The 19,350-nt window shown below is 40.1% G+C and carries 17 protein-coding genes; 2 read left to right on the plus strand and 15 right to left on the minus strand.

Annotated features, from left to right (window positions below; genetic code table 11):
- Positions 1-75: 75 nt before the first annotated feature.
- Positions 76-2,781, minus strand: a complete 2,706-nt coding sequence (locus A5816_RS09950; protein WP_086311260.1) for a YhgE/Pip domain-containing protein — start codon at positions 2,779-2,781, stop codon at positions 76-78.
- Between the two features lie 309 nt (positions 2,782-3,090).
- Positions 3,091-4,038, minus strand: coding sequence for an NADP-dependent oxidoreductase (locus A5816_RS09955; RefSeq protein ID WP_086311261.1), 948 nt, complete (start codon positions 4,036-4,038; stop codon positions 3,091-3,093).
- 187 nt (positions 4,039-4,225) lie between these two features.
- Here A5816_RS09955 and rpsN point away from each other — a divergent pair, with 187 nt between their 5' ends.
- Entirely contained in the window at positions 4,226-4,495 is a 270-nt protein-coding gene (rpsN, locus tag A5816_RS09960; protein WP_002293413.1) for a 30S ribosomal protein S14, read from the plus strand.
- A 171-nt stretch (positions 4,496-4,666) separates the two neighbouring features.
- Here the strand turns inward: rpsN and A5816_RS09965 are convergent, their stop codons facing one another.
- The 6 genes from A5816_RS09965 to A5816_RS09990 all read right to left on the minus strand — a co-directional run bounded on the left by A5816_RS09965 (position 4,667) and on the right by A5816_RS09990 (position 11,071).
- On the minus strand, positions 4,667-5,029 hold the full coding sequence (locus A5816_RS09965; protein WP_002289874.1) for a type II toxin-antitoxin system PemK/MazF family toxin: 363 nt from the start codon (positions 5,027-5,029) through the stop codon (positions 4,667-4,669).
- Between the two features lie 10 nt (positions 5,030-5,039).
- A complete protein-coding gene (gene alr / locus A5816_RS09970) occupies positions 5,040-6,161 on the minus strand; it encodes an alanine racemase (protein WP_024635695.1) in 1,122 nt (373 codons plus the stop codon).
- Between the two features lie 15 nt (positions 6,162-6,176).
- The gene (gene acpS, locus A5816_RS09975) at positions 6,177-6,527 is read right to left on the minus strand and encodes a holo-ACP synthase (protein WP_086311263.1); all 351 of its coding nucleotides are present in this window, start codon (positions 6,525-6,527) and stop codon (positions 6,177-6,179) included.
- A gap of 129 nt (positions 6,528-6,656) precedes the next feature.
- Entirely contained in the window at positions 6,657-8,168 is a 1,512-nt protein-coding gene (locus A5816_RS09980) for a DEAD/DEAH box helicase (RefSeq protein WP_179189712.1), read from the minus strand.
- A gap of 321 nt (positions 8,169-8,489) precedes the next feature.
- Complete coding sequence (murF, locus tag A5816_RS09985) at positions 8,490-9,842, minus strand: UDP-N-acetylmuramoyl-tripeptide--D-alanyl-D-alanine ligase (RefSeq protein WP_010731771.1); 1,353 nt, start codon at positions 9,840-9,842, stop codon at positions 8,490-8,492.
- A 152-nt stretch (positions 9,843-9,994) separates the two neighbouring features.
- Positions 9,995-11,071, minus strand: a complete 1,077-nt coding sequence (locus A5816_RS09990; RefSeq protein ID WP_002293424.1) for a D-alanine--D-alanine ligase — start codon at positions 11,069-11,071, stop codon at positions 9,995-9,997.
- 195 nt (positions 11,072-11,266) lie between these two features.
- On the opposite strand from A5816_RS09990, the gene A5816_RS09995 reads away from it, so the two are divergent.
- Positions 11,267-13,012 (plus strand): AarF/ABC1/UbiB kinase family protein, encoded by a 1,746-nt coding sequence (locus A5816_RS09995; protein ID WP_086311265.1) that lies wholly within the window; start codon positions 11,267-11,269, stop codon positions 13,010-13,012.
- Positions 13,013-13,194: 182 nt separating this feature from the next.
- On the opposite strand, the gene A5816_RS10000 is transcribed toward A5816_RS09995, so the two are convergent.
- From A5816_RS10000 to A5816_RS10030, 7 genes are all read right to left on the minus strand, one after another.
- Positions 13,195-13,662 carry a YaiI/YqxD family protein gene (locus A5816_RS10000; RefSeq protein ID WP_086311267.1) on the minus strand — a complete coding sequence of 156 codons (468 nt, stop codon included), beginning with the start codon at positions 13,660-13,662 and terminating at the stop codon, positions 13,195-13,197.
- A complete protein-coding gene (locus tag A5816_RS10005; protein WP_086311269.1) occupies positions 13,646-15,019 on the minus strand; it encodes a hypothetical protein in 1,374 nt (457 codons plus the stop codon). Before A5816_RS10005 ends, A5816_RS10000 begins: the two co-directional genes overlap by 17 nt.
- A gap of 321 nt (positions 15,020-15,340) precedes the next feature.
- On the minus strand, positions 15,341-15,829 hold the full coding sequence (locus A5816_RS10010) for an N-acetyltransferase (protein WP_002293430.1): 489 nt from the start codon (positions 15,827-15,829) through the stop codon (positions 15,341-15,343).
- Positions 15,830-15,850: 21 nt separating this feature from the next.
- Positions 15,851-16,453 (minus strand): TVP38/TMEM64 family protein, encoded by a 603-nt coding sequence (locus A5816_RS10015; protein WP_086311270.1) that lies wholly within the window; start codon positions 16,451-16,453, stop codon positions 15,851-15,853.
- A gap of 462 nt (positions 16,454-16,915) precedes the next feature.
- The gene (udk, locus tag A5816_RS10020) at positions 16,916-17,545 is read right to left on the minus strand and encodes a uridine kinase (RefSeq protein WP_002374207.1); all 630 of its coding nucleotides are present in this window, start codon (positions 17,543-17,545) and stop codon (positions 16,916-16,918) included.
- A gap of 83 nt (positions 17,546-17,628) precedes the next feature.
- Complete coding sequence (locus A5816_RS10025; protein WP_086311272.1) at positions 17,629-18,324, minus strand: YjjG family noncanonical pyrimidine nucleotidase; 696 nt, start codon at positions 18,322-18,324, stop codon at positions 17,629-17,631.
- A gap of 12 nt (positions 18,325-18,336) precedes the next feature.
- Positions 18,337-19,053: a 16S rRNA pseudouridine(516) synthase gene (locus tag A5816_RS10030; protein WP_086311273.1), complete on the minus strand. Its 717-nt coding sequence runs from the start codon at positions 19,051-19,053 to the stop codon at positions 18,337-18,339.
- Between the last annotated feature and the right edge of the window lie 297 nt (positions 19,054-19,350).

Genomic DNA, 19,350 nt, shown 5'->3' on the forward strand with positions numbered 1-19,350 from the left:
AACCTCTTGGTACACGGTGTTCCATCAGCTGATCCTCGGTATTAGCTCAAAACGCTGATTTCACAACCTCTTTTTTTAATGAAAAATATGGCTCTCATGCGCCGCTTCTTTGAATTTCGTCATTTTTTCTTCGATGAACGGATAGACTGCCGTTCCTACGACTCCAAAGACAACAAACAAACCGACCATGATCCAGATTGCATTCGTAGCATTTGGCCAGTAAATGCCTCCTGCAGATTCCCGCAACAAGTTTACCGCATGCGTAAATGGCAAGAACGGATTGATCATTTGGAAGAATTTTCCTGAGACTTGGATCGGATAGTTCCCGCCTCCACCAGAGATCGACAGTACTAAAATGATGATAGCGATCCCTTTACCGACATTATCGAATAATGCAGCCAAGACGTAAACGATCATCATGAACGCTAAGGCGATCAAGACAGCAAATGACACGCTGTAGACTGGATTTTGGACATCTACTCCTAGTAAGAAAATATTTCCTAATGTAACAATCAAGCTTTGCGCGATCGCCATTGTCAAGAATGTCAGCATACGAGCAACGAATTGTTCTCGTTTCGTAAAATTGTTTCGGTCTTTCTTTCCTAAATAGTATTCTGTCGTAGCAACACTTGAAAGAAGAACAGCGCCGACCCACAGACATAGTGCAGTATAAAATGGGGTGCTAGCTGAACCGTTATTTGCGATTGGATAGAGCGCATTGGTTTGCAGCTCAACAGGTTGTGTAAAGAAGTCACTTTCTTTTGTTGCATCTAGTTTCAATAATTTGATGACTTCGCCTAGATCAACTTCCTGTTCGCCTTTTCGGATCGCATCTGCTGCTTTTTGGATACCAGCTTTGATATTTGGCCAGTCATTGTTGATCAAGTCCGCAGCAGCATTCACAGCTGTTTCGACTTCTGGCATTTTTTCATTTACTGTTGTCAATGTACCGGTGATTTCATTTTTTAGTGCGGGCCAATCATTTTGGATAAAATCAGCGGCCAACCCTAATTTTTGCTGAAGGATCGGTAATTCATTGTTGTATAGGTCTGCCCCTTCATTGATGCCATTGACGATGGTCTCCATATTGCCATTCAACATTGTATTGGCATCGTGGATTTCTTGTCCAATTGCAGGCATTTCTTTTTGATATTTTTCTAAGATTGCCACTGCATTTGTTACAGTTGCTTTCGTTGAGCTGAGAAGCGAATCAAAGTCGATCTGGTCCGCTTTGCTCAGTGCGCCTTGTGCAGTCCCAATCGTATCGATGACTTGGTCTAGTAGAGAAGTGACAGTGGAACTGATTTGACCTGTATTGATACCAGCAATGATGCCATTGATATTATTAGCAACGGCATCAATTTGATCTAGCAATTCATCAATAGCCTTCGTGTCTTCATTTTGAACAGCTGTGTTCAAAGCAGATAGGCGGTTTTGCAGATTGCTTAGCAACGGTTTTAATTGATTTAGCTGATCAATAATTGGCTGCAATTTCGTATTTCCAGCACTTGTTTGCAATTTAGTCAGGAACTCGACCAGTTTATCGATTGCATTTTGTTGTTGAGATATTCCGTCAATAAAGCCGTTCAATACATTGCTGATGTTTTTCTTTTCATCATCAGTCAGCTTACCATCTTCAATAGCTGTTCTTACAGTATCTATTAACGAACTAGTCGTTGTTGCTACTTGTCCAATTGACTTCAATGTAACATCTACACTGTTTGTGATGCTTGGTATCGCATCTTTCAGCTGAGAGGCCCCTGATTTTGTTTGGTTTGCTAGATCACTTGCCTGGTTTTCTAAATTTTTCACATCTGGCAAGATATCTTGTACTTGTTGGATGATCGTCAAGCCTTGTTTTGCTTCGTCAATTCCTTGATTCATTGTCTCTTGGATCGAAGCAAAATCACCGTCGATCTCTGCTAGTTGTTTACCGGCATTTTGGATCTCTGGGATTTTTTCTTGCAAATCAAGGATGATTTTTGCTTGGTCTTTCAACTCAGGCATTTTGTCATTCAATGCAACGACTTTTTCGCCCATCTCATCTACTTTAGGGATGTAATCCACGAATTCATTTGCTTTATTCAGTTTCTCCTTGATGTCAGGTAGTTGACTTTGTAATTCGAGGACTTGCTTTGTGTAGCCGTCGATCGTGTCCAGATTTTCATCTGTTGATAAAATCATATCTTTGACTTTATTGATACTTACTAGGTTCGTATCGATATCGTAACCTATTTCATTGAATACTTTCAATAAAGTCGAACTGGCTGTTTTGATAAATTCATTTGTGATTTGCGATTGGATCGAACTTGCTCCTTTATCAGTGATTTTCGGTGCAATCGCATTGATTTTTTCATTTACCGTATATTCGATTTTTGGTTTCTTGATGTCACCACTAGTAAAACTCAGCAGATCTTCTGAGAAATCCTTTGGCAGGTAAATACCTGCGTAATACTTTCCGGAACGGACTCCGTCTTCTAATTGTTCTTTTGAATCAACGAATTGCCATCCTAATTGTTTATTTTTATGAAGCGATTCGATGACTTGCTCCCCAATGGCCACTTCTTTACCTTGAAACTCTGCTGGCTTGTCTGCACTGTAAACAGCAATTGGCAGCTCTCCAGTATTTCCATATGGATCCCATAGTGCTTTAATGTTAAACCACGCATATAGCGAAGGGATGATCATGATCGCAATGATCAAAAGTGTAGCAATCGGGTTTTTGAAAATCCGTTTCCAGTCAAGCAAATATAAACGAAGTGTATTTTTGATTGACTGCATAGTTCTCCCCCTTCTTCTTTTTTCAGCTGAATTACTTTACCATGTATTTCATACTTTTTTCAATCGGCTTTTTTCAAAAAAGTCGAATTTTTGGACATATCACGGCAATTGTCTCATTGTAATCTCTTACATATTGAGAAATAATTAAGGATTACAGCCTTTACTTTATCATGAAATAAAAGGGAAAGATAATTTTATGCCAAAATTTTTATCTATTATACGTATACGCAAAAAAAGCTAAAACACTTTTTTTGGTCTTTGCCCCTACAAAAATGTTTCAGCTTTTTTCATTTTTTATTCCTATATTTCTTACTTTTCGAATGACAAAATGATTTTCCCAGCAGGAGGATGCCCTTCAACTTGCTGATGTGCTTGGATGACATGTTCAAGGGAAGCAGACAGATTCATTGAAATAAAAATATGAAAGGCACCTTTTTGATAGGCTTTGATTATGCCAGCAAAGGCTTCTGCATCTTGATATTCCTTTCTTGGAACAAATGATTCATAAAAGCCTTCCTTTTTTTGCCGCAAATCTAGGTCTGGGAGGTCATTTAATGCAACATATCTCCCACCTGGTTTCAGGATCTGGATGCCGGTTTCTCCTTTGATGCTTCCTTTCGTGGCATCAATCACAAGGTCTGCTTGATCAGCAAATTGCATACCTGGGTCTGTTTTATCATAAGCAGCAAATGCTGAAGCTCCTAGTTTCCTTACTTTTTCTTCGTTTTTACTAGAGGCACTGGTTAAGACTCGGATGCCCTTTTCGTGGAGAAGCTGGATCAGACTAGACCCGACCGCACCTGATGCACCTAGAATCATCACTGTATCTGTCGGCTGGATTTCCGTCAAATGATTGATTAGATTGTACGCCGTAATCCCTGGTGTGACCATTCCGGCTGCTTCTTCCCAACTCATTTCATCTGGAATTTTTGCTGCTTTTGCTGATGGCAGTACGACTTCTTCTCCGTAAGTCCCGCCGACTGCATGGACAGCTACTCGATCACCTACATGAACAGTTGTGACATCTGAACCAATCTCTGTCACGATACCAGCACCATCATTACCTAGTACATAAGGGAAATTCAATGTTCTTATCTCTTTCATCTCTCCTGAACGCAAGGCAATATCATACGGATTCACGCTGAATGCTTTTATTTCTACACGAATATGTCCGGAATCGACTTCTCTGGGATGAGCATCGATTTCTTCAAAAACATCTTGCGCTTCTCCGTAACCGTTAATTGCAAATCTTCGCATGGTTACCATCTCCCTTTTTCTTTAAGTTTACGTTGATGCCTTTATTTTGACAAAAAAAATGTCTTTTCAATTTGGAACATGATCCAAAACAAAATAGTTGTTTTTTTTCGCGTATCATGTTAAATTATTCATCTAAAAGCGTAAAGATTACGATTTACGCTAATAAAAAAATTGGAGGAATTTGTTGATGGCTAAAAAATCAAAGATTGCCAAAGCAAAAAAACAGCAAGAAACGATTGAACGCTATGCTGCTTTACGTCAGGAATTAAAAGCGCAAAAAGATTATGAAGGCTTGCGTAAACTTCCTTTAGATGCTCGTCCAGAACGGTTGAAAAATCGTGATCTAATCGATGGACGACCTCGCGGATACATGCGTAAATTCGGGATGTCCCGTATAAAATTCCGTGAGTTAGCACATAAAGGTTTGATTCCAGGAGTAAAAAAAGCCAGCTGGTAGTCCAAGTCTGGCTGTAAAGGAGGAGGGCGCATGGACCACTCCTTGGATCATCAAAAAAGATACGTTCGCTTCTTCTAGCAGAAATGCTGGTACTAGAAGCGGACGTATCTTTTTTTACGCACAGTTGGTCCTTTTTTTATATGTAAAGGCTGCATGGTTACTTCGCTATACTTATTTAGTAACAGGAGTCAGTGCCTCAATGCCCACACTAATTTTTAATGCTCGGTCAACTTCTGCCATAATTGGTCGATCCAAATGGCAGACTTTTTCTTTCAATCTTGATTTATCGATCGTTCTGATCTGCTCCAACAGGATAACGGAGTCTCTTTCTATTCCTGTTCCAGTAGCTTTGATCCCAATGTGAGTCGGAAGCTTAGGCTTAGCCATTTTTGCCGTTATAGCCGCAACAATGATCGTCGGGCTGAAATGGTTACCTAGATTATTTTGAATAACCAAAACTGGACGTGTTCCGCCTTGCTCCGATCCCACGACTGGAGAAAGATCAGCAAAATAAATATCTCCTCTTTTTACCATAGGATCCTCCTTATTCTTGATATTCTCTTGGTATCCGCTGTCCTAATCCGCATGCCACTTCATAGTGGATCGTACCTAATTGATCTGCTACATCTTGCATAGTGATTTCTTTGTCTGCATTTTTGCCGATAAGTGTCACTTTTGTTCCGACCGGAAATTCTTGAGGCAATCGGATCATCAGTTGATCCATACATACACGTCCAATCGTTTCACAATAGTTTCCTTCTACCAATAAAGAAAAACCTTGCATCTTTCGTAGCCAGCCATCTGCATAACCGATCGGTATCGTTCCGATCCATTCTGCTTCAGGAGTGATATATGTTTCCCCGTAGCCGATTCCTTCACCTGCTGGGAGTTTTTTGACTTGGATCAATTCAGAAACCAGTTCAAGCGCTGGCTGTAACGGATAAACTTCCGGAAGTGCATGTCCAGATGGGTTCAGTCCGTACATTGCTACTCCATAACGAATCATATTGCCGATTGTTTCATCATGCCATAAAGCCGTTGCACTGTTACTGACATGTACATATCGAGGAAGTTCAGGAAGTTTTTTTAGCACTTCCATAAAGCGTTCCTTTTGCAGATTCCAATACGTATCATCTGCTTGATCTGCTGTAGAAAAATGGGTAAATAATCCTTCCCATTCTAATACACGACTTTCTCTGATGAATGCAGCTGCCTCTTTTACTTCTTCGGGTGTATAAAAACCGATACGTCCCATCCCAGTATCTGCTTTTAAATGGATCGAAAGAGGCATCTCTAGCTTACTTTCCTCTAAAATAGCAGCTGCTGCCTGCAACCATTCCCGTGTACCTGCAGTTACTGACAAATCATGAGCAACAGCTAAAGCCAGTGCGTCGTAAGGAACCATGTTCAAGATAAGGATAGGCTGAGTAAATCCAGCTTCTCTCAACTCGACTCCTTCATCTAAATTTGAAACACAAAAGCCCGAAGCTCCACCAGCAACTGCTGCTTCAGCTGTCTCAACAGCTCCATGACCGTATCCGTTTGCTTTTACTACTGCAAACAATTCTTTCCCTTGCGGAAGTCTTGCCACTTCATTTGCTACATTTTCAGTTATAGCTTTTTTATGTATCACTGCTTTCGTTGGGCGGTGCCAAGCGACAACCATCATTTTTCCTTCTTTCTAGTCTTCCAAAATAATTTGTGCAAAAGCTGTTTCATTTGTGTGAGTAATACTGACCCATACATTGCCTTCATGAGGTGAACGCGTAACAACGGGCTGACCGTTTTCATTTTTTAAAATCTCGATATCTTGAAAGGTAACTTTCCCGATCCCCGTTCCCCAAGCTTTAGAGAAAGCTTCTTTACAAGCGTAACGCCCGCCTAAAAATTCTACTTGGCGATGAAAAGGCAAGGACTGGAACAGTTTCATTTCATCAAAGGTCAAGATTCGTGCAATGAATTTTGGTTTTTCTTCGATCAGCCGAGTGATCCTAGACAATTCGACTGCATCGATCCCAATTCCTTTTATCATATGCTTTTCTCTTTTCAATAAATTTAGAACACTCTCATTCTACCAAATTATAACCATTTTGCCACAAATAAGTCCACAAATAACAAAAATGAAAGTTTCTCTTAAAACAGAGAAACTTTCATTTTAGGTTTAATCGTTATTTGAACGGATCACAAATCCGCGTTTTTTATCATTGTGACGTTTACCGCCATCTTTTTGGCTGTTATTGTTTTTGCTATAACCGCCTTTTGATTTGTTTCCACGATAATTCCCGCCATCACGACGATTACGGTTGTTTCCGCCGCCACGTTTGCCATTTTTGTTGTATCCTTTTTTCTGCATTGGCAATGGACGTTCTGGTGTGATCTTCACTGGTACTGCATCAGCTGGATCTTTTGCTGTCGTTTTCAGCAGTAATGCAACCAAATCTTGTGCAGAATATTCTTCTAACAATTTATCTGCTGTTTGCAGATATTTATCTAGACCGTTTTCTGCAAGTTTTGTTTCGATTTGTTCAACTGCAGCACCTAATTGCCCTTTGAATGCTTCTTTTTCGGTTGGTGGACGTAAAGTCGTCATCCGTTTTTTCGTCAAGTTTTCAATCACATGCAAGTAGTCCATTTCATTTGGTGTAACGAAAGTCACAGACATACCGCCTTTTCCGGCACGGCCTGTACGTCCGATACGGTGAACGTAGCTTTCTGGATCTTGAGGGATATCATAGTTGTACACATGAGTGACACCAGAGATATCTAATCCACGTGCGGCAACGTCTGTCGCTACAAGGATATCTAAATGACCGCTCTTGAATGAACGCAATACGCTCATCCGTTTTTGTTGAGACAAATCACCATGGATTCCTTCTGCGCGATAACCGCGTGCTTCTAATCCGCGTGCCAATTCGTCTACACGGCGTTTTGTACGTCCGAAGACGATTGTTAGTTCTGGTGTTTGAACATCAAACAAGCGAGTCATGATATCGAATTTTTCGTATTCTTTTGCGCGGACATAGTATTGATCGATCAAGTCAGCTGTCATTTCTTTTGCTTTGATCTTCACATGATGTGGACTTTTCATGAATTTAACGCCGATGTTCTTGATGGCTGGCGGCATTGTTGCTGAGAAAAGTAATGTTTGTCTTTGATCAGGAACTTGGGAAATAATTTTTTCGATATCTTCCAAGAAGCCCATATTCAACATTTCATCTGCTTCATCCAAGACTAATGTTTGAACAGTTCCAAGTTTCAACGTGTGGCGGTTGATGTGGTCAAGCATACGTCCTGGTGTACCCACAACGATATGTGGACGATCTTTCAAACCACGGATCTGACGGCCAATATCTGCTCCACCGTAGACGGCTTGCACACGCACTTTTTTGTCGCGCCCTAAACGATATAGCTCTTCTTGTGTTTGGATAGCTAATTCACGTGTTGGTGCGATAACCAGTCCTTGTAACTCATGACGATCTGGATCGATTTTTTCTAACATTGGTAATCCAAATGCAGCTGTTTTCCCTGTACCTGTCTGTGCTTGTCCAATAACGTCTTTTCCAGCTAATGCTAGCGGAATTGTTTCTGCTTGGATAGGTGTTGCTTCTTCAAAACCAGCGCGTTCGACTGATTTCAACAATTCTGGTGATAATTCTAGTTCTTTAAATTTCAAATGAATCCTCCTATATGGTTGTTAACTGAGGATGTAGCTTTTTTGCTACCCCGTCGATTTGTTCGGTCAAAGTGTATTGTTTCTTTTTGACAGTGGCCACGCACGTTTTTACCCATTCTTAGCCCCTGTGGCACCACCGAAAAATCACTTTGCGAAGTTTAGGCATTAGAAAAGCCAAACGGGTCGCGTTCAGCTTTATCATGATTATGACATCTGGTTTCGACAAGTTGCTTCCATGGCAAAACCAGTCCAATTTCTCTTCATCTTTCGGCAATAGGTTATTCTAACATAGCTTTTCATTTTCTGCAAGTTTACAGATTTTTATTTCATTTGCTGAAGCTGTTCTACTACTTCGAATAAGCCCATGCTATTGCTGCCTTTCAGCATAATGCTGTCTGTGGATTCAAGATTTTGTTTGACAGCCTCAATCAATTTATTCTTTTCTTTTTCAAAATAGAACACAGGCAGTTGCGGATATTTTTGATTCAAGTCTTCTTTTAATGCATGCATTTGTTCCCCGTACAAGAAAATCATGGCAAATTTCTCAGGATCGATATGTTCACTCATTTGCGCATGCATGCTTAAAGAATCTTTCCCTAATTCCAGCATATCTGCTAACACAGCGATTCTGCGTCCTTTTGTTGGCAGATTTTTAAAAGTATCTAATACCAGTCCCATGGCTGTTGGATTTGCATTGTAGACATCGCTCAAAATAGCTGCACCATTTCCTGCCGTTAGCCATTCAGTTCTGTTTTGAGTGATAGAAACATGAGCGAGCCCTTGGCGTATCTCAGGTATGGACAGTCCAAAGAAGCGCCCAATCGTATACGCAATCAAAGCATTCGTTACATTATAACTTCCAGGCAGCGGGATCGTAAATGTTTCTCCTTCTACTACAAAATCGGTTTGTGCTTTTCCTTCTGCTGTCACTTCCGCATGAACATCGCCATTTCCAATACCGAATGTTGTGACTGTTTGTACTAATGTTGCCGTTAAAGGTGTCAGCAACGGTTCATCTGCGGGCACAACGAGTAATCCGTCTGGTACAAGTCCGTCAGTGATTTCCATTTTGGCTTTAGCGATTCCTTCTCGCGACCCAAGATTTTCTATGTGCGCTTCACCGATCATTGTGATTGCTGCAGCTTTTGGTTGAGCCATAAGTGAAAGTTCCGTGATTTCATTGGCGTGATCCATGCCCATTTCCAAAACGATCTTTTCTGTATCTTGGGGCATGTGCAAAATCGTGTAAGGAAGACCAATATTATTATTGTAATTTCCTTGCGTCTTATATGTTTTGTATTTTTCAGACAAGACAGACGCGGTTAGATCTTTCGTGGTGGTTTTACCATTGCTTCCTGTAATTGCAACGACTTCTGCGCCTACTTTTTCCAAGTAATAGGTTGCCAATTGCTGCATGGCTTTCAAAGGATCTGCTACAGGGATAACTGGAAAATCTTTTGGTGCTTGTTCAACAGGCAAGCTCCAAAATGAAGCAGATGCGCCGTTTGTGATCGCTTGCTGGATAAATTCATGTCCATCTCGCGTACCAGCAAGAGGAACGAATAAACTTCCTTCGGTTATCTTCCGGCTGTCAAATTCGACATTGGTAATCTTTGTCAGTGCAGAGCATTCGCTGCCCACGGCTTGTGCAATTTCTTGTATTGTTAGATTCATTGAGATCTCTCCTAAAAAAGGTTGTGAAAAAAGCGTTTGGCCTAAACGGCGGGTTCGCATGACTCTCACTTCCAAGTAAATTTCTCTATTCGTATTTAGAAGCTAGAATGAACGCGGTTACGCAATCACTCCAGCTTCTTCTTTATTTCTCTTTATTCATTTTTTTCAAAAAAAGATTGACGCTGATGGTATCGATTCATTCCTAATTGAATCAGTTCTTCAATCAAATCACCGTATTTCAAGCCCATATTTTCCCATAATAGTGGGTACATACTGAACTCCGTAAATCCTGGCATAGAGTTTAATTCATTCAGGAATAATTCATTTTTATTTGTCAAAAAGAAATCACACCGGCTCAATCCGCTTCCGCCTAACATCGTGTAAGCTAACTTCGCGTACTCTTGCGCTTTTTGATAAACTTCTTCCGGCACTTCGGCTGGAATCTGCATTTCGATTTTATTATTGATATATTTGGCTTCATAATCATAGAATGCTACGTCTTTTACGACTTCACCAGGCAAAGTCGTCCGAACATCTTCATTTCCTAATACAGCAACTTCGATTTCGCGCGCTTCAATTCCTTGTTCAACGATTGCTCGAGAATCATACTGATAGGCTGTTGCTAAAGCATTTTGCAATTCTTCGCGGTTTTCTGCTTTTGTAATGCCGACACTAGAACCCATATTCGCCGGTTTGACAAACATCGGATAAAGCAAAGAACCTTCACATTGATCAAATACTTTCTTAGGATTTTCTTTCCATTGATTCTTAAGTACTGGTACATAAGGAACTTGTGGCACACCAGCAGCTTGTAAAATATATTTGGTCATGATTTTATCCATGGCACATGCACTGGTCAATACGCCTGCGCCGACATAAGGCATATTCAATGTCTCTAAGAAGCCTTGGATCGTTCCATCTTCCCCGTTTGGCCCATGTAAAACTGGAAAAACGATGGCTCCTTCTTCTTTGATTTCGCCCGGATTGATCACTTTTCCTGTAAAGCCTTCCTCTGTCTGTCCACTTGGGTCCCATGAAAGATGCAAGACATCTTTGCTAGCAGGTTTTTCTGTTAGTAATGGACCTTTGACCCATTGTCCTTCTTTTGTAATAAATACGAGTTGAACTTGGTAATAATTATAATAAATGGCATTTAAAACTGAAAATGCGGAAAGAATGGACACTTCATGCTCTGCGCTGCGTCCGCCATATAGTAAAGTAATCTTCAAAAGATTGTCCTCCTGTATTCTAAATCGTTCAGTGATTTACTCTCATATTTTAGCACAAAACAAAAATAAACGAATAACTTATTTATAAAAAAACGAGTTGGTTTCTAAAAGAACAAACGTCATTTATTTTTTGTCAGCTAGATTATTTGTCCCGTTTTTTATAAAAAGTTATGATAAAGAAAAGGAGGGATGATGATGGCGCAAACAAATCCACGCAGCCGCTTGGCAGAAATCATTCGAGTGTTCATCAACTACAATGTAGTGCCAAACTTTGTACAGCAAAAAAATCCCGAACAGGTAAAAAAAGCCTTTGAAGAATTAGGCCCCACTTTCATCAAGATAGGACAGATGCTTTCTGTTCGAGAGGACTTGCTTTCCTCTGCCTTCACTCAGACATTCAAAACATTACAAGACAGTGTACCTAGCGACACATTTTCAACGGTCAAAAAGACGATCGAAACGGAACTTTCTCTTTCAGTATCAGATATATTCGATGATTTTTCCAAATCGCCTTTTGCCTCCGCTTCTATGGGACAGGCTCACCGTGCCAAGCTGAAAAGCGGTGACGCGGTAGTTGTTAAGATCCAACACCCTAACATTGCCGAAGAGATCCGCCTTGATCTTCAACTATTTGAGCGTGCGATCCCTTTGATCAAATACATTCCTGAAACTAGCGTAGTTGATCTAAAAGGGGTACTCCAAGAAGTAAAACGTTCCTTGATCAATGAAATGGACTTCTTAAAAGAAAGTCAAAATGGCGAACAATTCTATCAAAAGAACAATGGCTGGAAAGAGATCCGCAGCCCCAAAATTTATGACGCTTTTTGTTCGAAAAAAGTGATCGTGATGGAAGAAATGTCTGGTAAAAACTTGAATCATTTGATGAATGCCGAAAACGGAACAGAAACTTTTATCACTGGTATTCAAAACAAGCAGCTGAAACAAGAAGTTGCAAAGCTTTTAGTTGAGAACTTTATGAAACAGGTGTTTGATGATGGTTTTTTCCATGCTGATCCTCATCCGGGGAATTTGCTGTTCCATGTGCTAACAAAAGAAGAGCAGACACAAGCTCGCCGAACAGCTGAAACAGTTCATGAAAAAGAGTTCGGTCCCTTTGCTTTTCGAGCTTCTACTTCTATAGAAGACCCTGTTGCGCCATATACGGTCAACTACATTGATTTTGGCATGATGGGGCATCTTTCTGCAGGTCTTAGGCAAAAGCTCACACAAGCCGTTTTAGCGCTGTATACGAAAGATGCTTATCGAATCGAAAAAGCGGTCCTTCGACTTTGTCAGCAGGAAGGCTTATTTGATGAAAGTCGGTTTCACCAAGAACTGACAAGTTTTCTTGAACAATATTATGATTCCCCTATTGATGAAATCAACTTGCAAGAAGTATTCGCACAAGTCGTGATGATCTGTCATCAAAATAATCTGCAGTTCGACCGTGATATCACGCTTTTGCTGAAAGCATTCGGGACATTAGAAGGGGTGATCCGTGTCCTTGACCCTGAAGTTTCCCTCATGGAAGTTGCTTCGCCTTTTGCCCAACATTACTTTCTCACCCATCTGGATGTAGAAGATACATTGAAACAAAGTGGGTTAGATCTATTAGAAGGAATGAAGGCTGCGCCTAAGATTCCACAACAGCTCCATCATCTATTAGAAATGTGGACTTCGGGACAAGGAAAAGTCAATTTGGAATTAAAAAAGCAAGACAAATTATTGAGCAGGATCGAAAGTATGATCAATCGGCTTGTTTTCGGTATGATTTTAGCTGCATTGATCGTAGGATCTTCCCTGCTTGTCCAAGCTGCACCTGTAGAAAACGCAGAGGTCGTTTCCTTATTAGGGATATTTACGTATGCTATTGCAGCATTTGTCATTATTTTTTTAGCAATCGATGCATTGATCCAAATGTATAAGAAGAGGAAGAAGTAGAAAAAAGTTGGGAGAAAGCTGTTCTGTCTCAAGCAATAAAAACGACCAAATAAAAATTGCTCCTCCTATTTTACCGTTTTTTGAGCGAGTACCGAAGAACAACAAAAAAAGGAACAAGGAATCCATTTATCCTGTTTCCCTGTTCCTTTTTGGTGTATTCGCGCACAAGTAAACTACCTTCGTTACCTATTATCTTCTGTACTTGGTAAACCTTGGTCAATTGCCTTTTTCAACGCTTGACGAAAAGACATATGATCTTTCTCCGTAAAGGGTTTTGGACCCTTTGTCCTTATACCAGCTTTTCTTAATTTCCCACTATGGTAACGTTGTTCGAGAAGCGTGCCGATATTCGCTTCGTCAAATTCTTTTCCAGAGTGATGGAACACTCGCACACCCTTTGGCAATACAAGTGAAGCTAAACCATAATCTTGCGTGATCAAAAAGTCATTCTTCTTAACCATACCGACGATTTTATAATCTGCACTATCAGCTCCACGGTCTACGTAAACGATTTGGACATGATTAGCGTATTCTTTGGTCGTATAATGATCTACACTGGTTACGATAATCACGTCGAGATCATAGGATTCTCCTAACTTTATGACATCTTCTTTTACTGGAGAACCGTCCCCATCAATGAATAGCCTCATTCTTTTTCGCCTTCTTCCATAAATGATATACAGTCACCAATCCGCTCATTAAGAGACCGACATTGATCCATTTGGCTAAAATAAGCAGTTGCGTACTCGCTGTCGGCACTGCTCCATGGTTCAGCATGATCAGTAGTAGATGGATTGGCTCTCCCATTTCTTTTGCTAAAATAAACAAAAGCGTCATCAATAAAAACTGGTGGATCACACTTCCTTTATTTTGAGTAGTGTATTTGGCAATAATCCGACGATCCATTGGAATAGCTACATCGGTTTGATAGTATTCCTTATTTAGCCAACTGCCTGTTACTACGTGCCAGAAACTAAGCAGAAAGACACCTATCGCAAAACCATTCGGAATCAAGAGGACCAGCAAAGAAGAACTCAGTCCAAGCAATTGCGTAGCCAATGGAGACCATGATAAACGTTTCAAAATCAATGGTCCGACTATTTTTGCTGCAATCAAACCGGCAGCATAAGGAAAATACATATAAAACGGAAGTTTCTCTAATCCGTACAGTATGCCAACATAAAAACTGCTAAACAAAAAAAGAAAATTCCCTAGCATTCCATTTAGAAAAGTAAACAGATTCAGCCAACTTGGCAACTTCCATTCCTTCTTCTGGTGGCCTAAGACGAACACGAACACAATGAACAACACCAAGAAACCATAAACAGCAAGATCAAAAAGCCTTTCATCGAATAACAATCGGGCATTTCTCAAAAGAAACAATAAGCCAAAGAACACCAAAAATAAAACAAGCTCCCGCGTAGCCACTAAATTTCTTTTAATATCTTTGAAATCCAGTTCATAACGCGGATAATGACTGACCGTATGGTAGGCCATGACGTAAAAAAGTGTATAAATCGTAAAGCTTGCTGCAATCTGAGTCGGTGCAGGCAGTCCGATTGCTTGGTACAGGAGAAATAGCCAGATAGCTGCAAATAAGTACTTTTTCCCATCCATATTGATAAAGCCTTGCGTCTTCTCATGGAAATTGACCGTGATATTAGCAGGTACAAGCCATGCTGCACTTAGCCCTAGAAGAACACTTGAAAAATAAAACAAAGGAAAATAAAATACGCCTAGTATTCCAAGTAATGAACCAGTACCACCTATCAGCAGAGCGATCATCAGCAACGTGTAACTATCTAGACCAAATCGTAGACTATTGACTAAAAACAGCCCAGTCATCCGAAAGGCATAAAACAGCGTAAATGGTAAAATCGTCAGCCAATTATGCGAATCTGTTATTCCCAAAAATAAAAGATAAGGAATCAAAATAACCGTATTGCTTAAGATAAAGGGCGTTGTTTGCGTAAAATTGCGCCCAAATCGTTTGAGTTTTTCGAACATGACAATGGCTCCCTTAAACAGTCTTATAACTAATCTGCTCTTCGATTTTAGCATTAAAGGGGAAATAAACCAATTTTACAGAATATATTCTTGTAAAAAAAATGCAGAAAGAAGCATAAGCTTCTTTCTGCATTTTTACGGTACTTGATTACTCAAGCAGACAAGCCCTTCTCCACAAAAGTCTTGCCCGACACCCCTGCATCCGGCAGGTGATAAAGATAGAAATCAATTATCCTGTGCCTCCAAAATCAATTAGGAACTCTGTAAACCAGAGTCCTTCTCGACCCGTCGCATGAAGTTACTTTAACACAGTTCCTAAGATTATGCGAGAGCTTTTTTCATTTTATAATCGACCATTTGAAATCCTTGACCGATATCTGAAACAAGTTCTTCTGTAATCTCAAACCCTTCATGCTTATAAACCTCGATTGCTTGATGATTTCCCTGGTTCACTCGTAAAAAAATCTCTTTTTCCTTTGTTTGCGCAGCAAGTTCTTCATACCAGCGAAAAACCGAAGAAGTCAATCCTTGGCCACGGGCTTTATTCAGCAAATATAATTTACTTAAATAGATTTTACCTTTTATCTCTTCATAAGCAGTGTAACCGACAGTCTTCCCTTCACTTTTTAATAAAAAATAAGAAACGCCTTCTGCCAGTTCTTTTTGGATCTGCTTTTTTGACTGATAAGTTTTCAGCATATAATCGACTTGCTTTTGACCAATAATTGGTACAAAAGCTTCCGGCCATACTTCTTGAATGACTGCCATCAGCTCATCCAGTTCATTTTCTGTTACTTTTATTTTTTCCATACACCCACGTCCTTTTTTACATTATAAATGACCTTGCGCTTGATGGAATAAAAAGAGCATGATCATACTGTACACACCTACCGACCACGGCTTCAAGAAAATCACGATCTGCATAAACTCTCTAAAAGATAATTTCGTCAAACCAGCTACTAGACAGATCAAGTCGTCTGGCGCAAAGGGAAGCAGCAAGGTAACGACTAATACTTTTTTGATATCTTTCGTTTTTCTTGTCAGCAATTCATCAAATTTTTGATACTTTTTTGGCGATAAAATAAGCTGGACAAAGGCTAAGCCATAGTAACGGACAAGCAGAAATCCGATTGCTTCTCCAATCACTAGACCAATACAACTATATAAAAGCCCAAATCCATTGCCAAACATCAGCATGCCAGCTACCGAAGAGATCCCTCCCGGCAAAATAGGAATGATCACTTGAATCACTTGCAGCAGAACAAATACTATCACTGCATACTTGCCGAATTCCTGGATAAACGCTTGCAAAGACGTGCTTGAACGAAAAATCCCATGATGATAAGCATAGAGAATCAACACAAAGAAAAACAACAGACCGATGATTGGCATGATCTGAAGACATTTTTGTAAAACTGATGCTTTTTTAGACATCTTTCTTCCTCATATCTTTTTTCATTTGCTAAAACTGCCTCCTTAGGGGGTGATGCAAAAGTAGCTTCTTCGGAAAATTCCTTCTTATTTATTGAAGCTGACTACTTCTGTCACAACCTCTTGTTAAACGGTGTTCAAAAGCTTGCATCTGCGATAATAAACCCAACCAAACGAAAAACACGAGAAGCTGTTTTTGTTTGATTTGTTCTTATTACTGGATGCAGGGCAGCTTTTTCACAACCTCTGATTCACGGTGCTCAATCAGCTGACCTTCGGTATTAGCTCAAAAAACGGTAAAATATAAGTAGCTATTTTTCCGTTTTTTCTCTCTAATACTCAAGTCAAGACGCTGATTTCACAACCTCTTGTTATAAATAAAAAAACAGTTGACTGGTGACTGTTCAAAAAGCAGGATCCTTGCTTTTCAAACGGTCGCAGTCCGTTCAACTGTTTCACTGCGCACTATTTATGGTTTAAGAAACTAGCCACTTTTGTTGTAATCAAATCAATAGCAACGTGGTTTTCTCCGCCTTCTGGAACAATGATATCCGCATAGCGCTTCGTTGGTTCGATAAATTGATGATACATCGGTTTAACAACTGTCAAATATTGCTCGATCACGGAGTCCAATGTGCGTCCCCGTTCTTCCATATCCCGTTTGATACGACGAATAATACGAATATCATCGTCTGTATCTACGTATACCTTGATATCCATCAAGTCACGCAGACGTTCATCTTCTAAGATCAGGATTCCTTCTAGAATGATCACTTCTTTTGGTTCCTGAATGATCGTTGCCTGACTTCTTGTATGCGCTACATAGTCATACACGGGTTTTTCAATGGCTTTATAGTCCAGTAAGTCGCCTACATGCTGAATCAGCAGATCATTATCAAAGGCAAAAGGGTGATCGTAATTTGTGTTCAATCGTTCTTCAAAACTCAAATGGCTCTGATCCTTATAATAAGAATCTTGTTCAAGCATCATGATGGAATGGTCCGGGAAGTTGTTGAAAATCGCACGGCTGACACTTGTCTTTCCGCTTCCTGACCCACCCGTCACACCAATGATAATTGGCTTGCTTTTTGTCATTGACTAAAACCTCTTTCGTATCCGTTTTTTCATTCTAATCTATTATAGCGAAAAAACACGAAAATGCTATATTTTTCTGAAAATTAATCCTTTTCAATTTCCAATAATGAGTAAAGTTCTTCTAAAGAATCGATTCGATAAGTGGGTTGGATCTCTTCGATTTCCGGCAATTTGTTTTTATTGAACCAAATCGTATCGATCCCTGCCATGTTCCCTCCTTTGATATCAGAAGTCAGTGAATCACCAATGATCACAGTCTGTTTTTTATCAAGATCAGGAATGCGGGAAAATACATGATCAAAAAATTCTTTCATCGGCTTTTGCGCTCCGACAGCTTCTGAGACAAATATATCCTTAAAATAATCAAGCATTCCTGCATCTGTTAAACGCTGATATTGCGTGTGCGACACACCGTTCGTTACAATATAAAGTTCGGCGTGAGGATGGACCTTTTTCAGAAGTTCTAGACTCCCCGGAACAAGTTCATGTCCTTGGTTCAAGTAGTGACGATAGCGTTTCTCCATTTGGCGACTATCTACTGTTTTCCCAAATTGCTGGAAGAGTAATCCAAAGCGACTGCCTGTTACTTCTTCTCGTGATAGTCTGCCCTTTTCAAATTCCTGCCATAAATGATGATTCAAAGCCTTATAGCTCGTTTTGATTTCTGGTGTCAACGTGATTCCTTGCTCTGCGAACAAAGCACTTAAAGCATTTGCTTCAGTTTGTTGAAAGTCTAGCAATGTATCGTCAACATCAAACAATAAAGTGTTATATCTCATCTTTTTGATCTCCTATTTAAAATAAATACTTAACTTTTTCATCTCTGCTAGCGTCAACGATCGGTACTCGCCTACTGCCAACTGTTCATCTAATTCCAATGGTCCCATGCTTAACCGCTTCAATGCGATCACTTTCTTTCCTTGGGCTAAAAACATCTTTTTGACTTGATGGAATTTTCCTTCTTGGATCGTCAATAAAACAGTACTTTGGTGCTTGTCTGCTTTGAGTATTTTTAGATTAGCCGGCTGGCACTGGTACTCATCAGCGAATACGATTCCTTTTTCAAATGCTGCTACGTCTGCTGATGTCACCCTTTCGTTCACCACTGCTCGATAAGTCTTTGAGACCTTTTTTTCAGGAAGGAGCATTTCATATCCCAATTGGCCATTCGAAGTAATCAGCAATAGTCCTGTTGTATCTCTATCCAGTCTTCCCACCGGATAGAGCGGCTGAAAACGATCGGCACTTGCAATCAGATCGATTACTGTCGTCTTTTCTGGATCTGACACAGCAGTCACAGCTTTTTTAGGCTTGTTGAGAAGATAGTAGGACTCATTTGTTTCTAAATGTTCACCTGCTACTTCAATCCGATGCAGCAAACTGTCTACATTTCGATTTTGTCGAAATTCGACTGTGCCATCGACCATCACTTGCTTCAAAGCAAACAGCCGCTTCATTTCCTTACGTGTCGTTTCTAATTTTTCTTCTATTAATTTATCTAAGCGCATACCGTTTCCTTTCTTATTACTAATAAGAATTATACCTTGAATATGTTTGCTTGCAAATAAATCATCAGCGTTATTCCTTGACTTAACTAGCAGTTCGCGTTACGGTTAAAGAGTAAAGTGAATTGGATTTCTCATACACAGCGTAATGACCTGGTGGAGAAAAGTTGAATCCTGACTTTCTAAGGGGAGATGCGCACATCTCTCCTTTTGCGTTTTTTTAAGCGCCCTGCCTTCGATGATGTGCACGAGATTAGCCTTTAGAATTCACTTAAATAAAATCTGTCCGTTACCAAAGCA

This window comes from Enterococcus sp. 3G1_DIV0629 (genome assembly GCF_002141285.1).
Classification (GTDB): Bacteria; Bacillota; Bacilli; order Lactobacillales; family Enterococcaceae; genus Enterococcus_B; species Enterococcus_B lactis.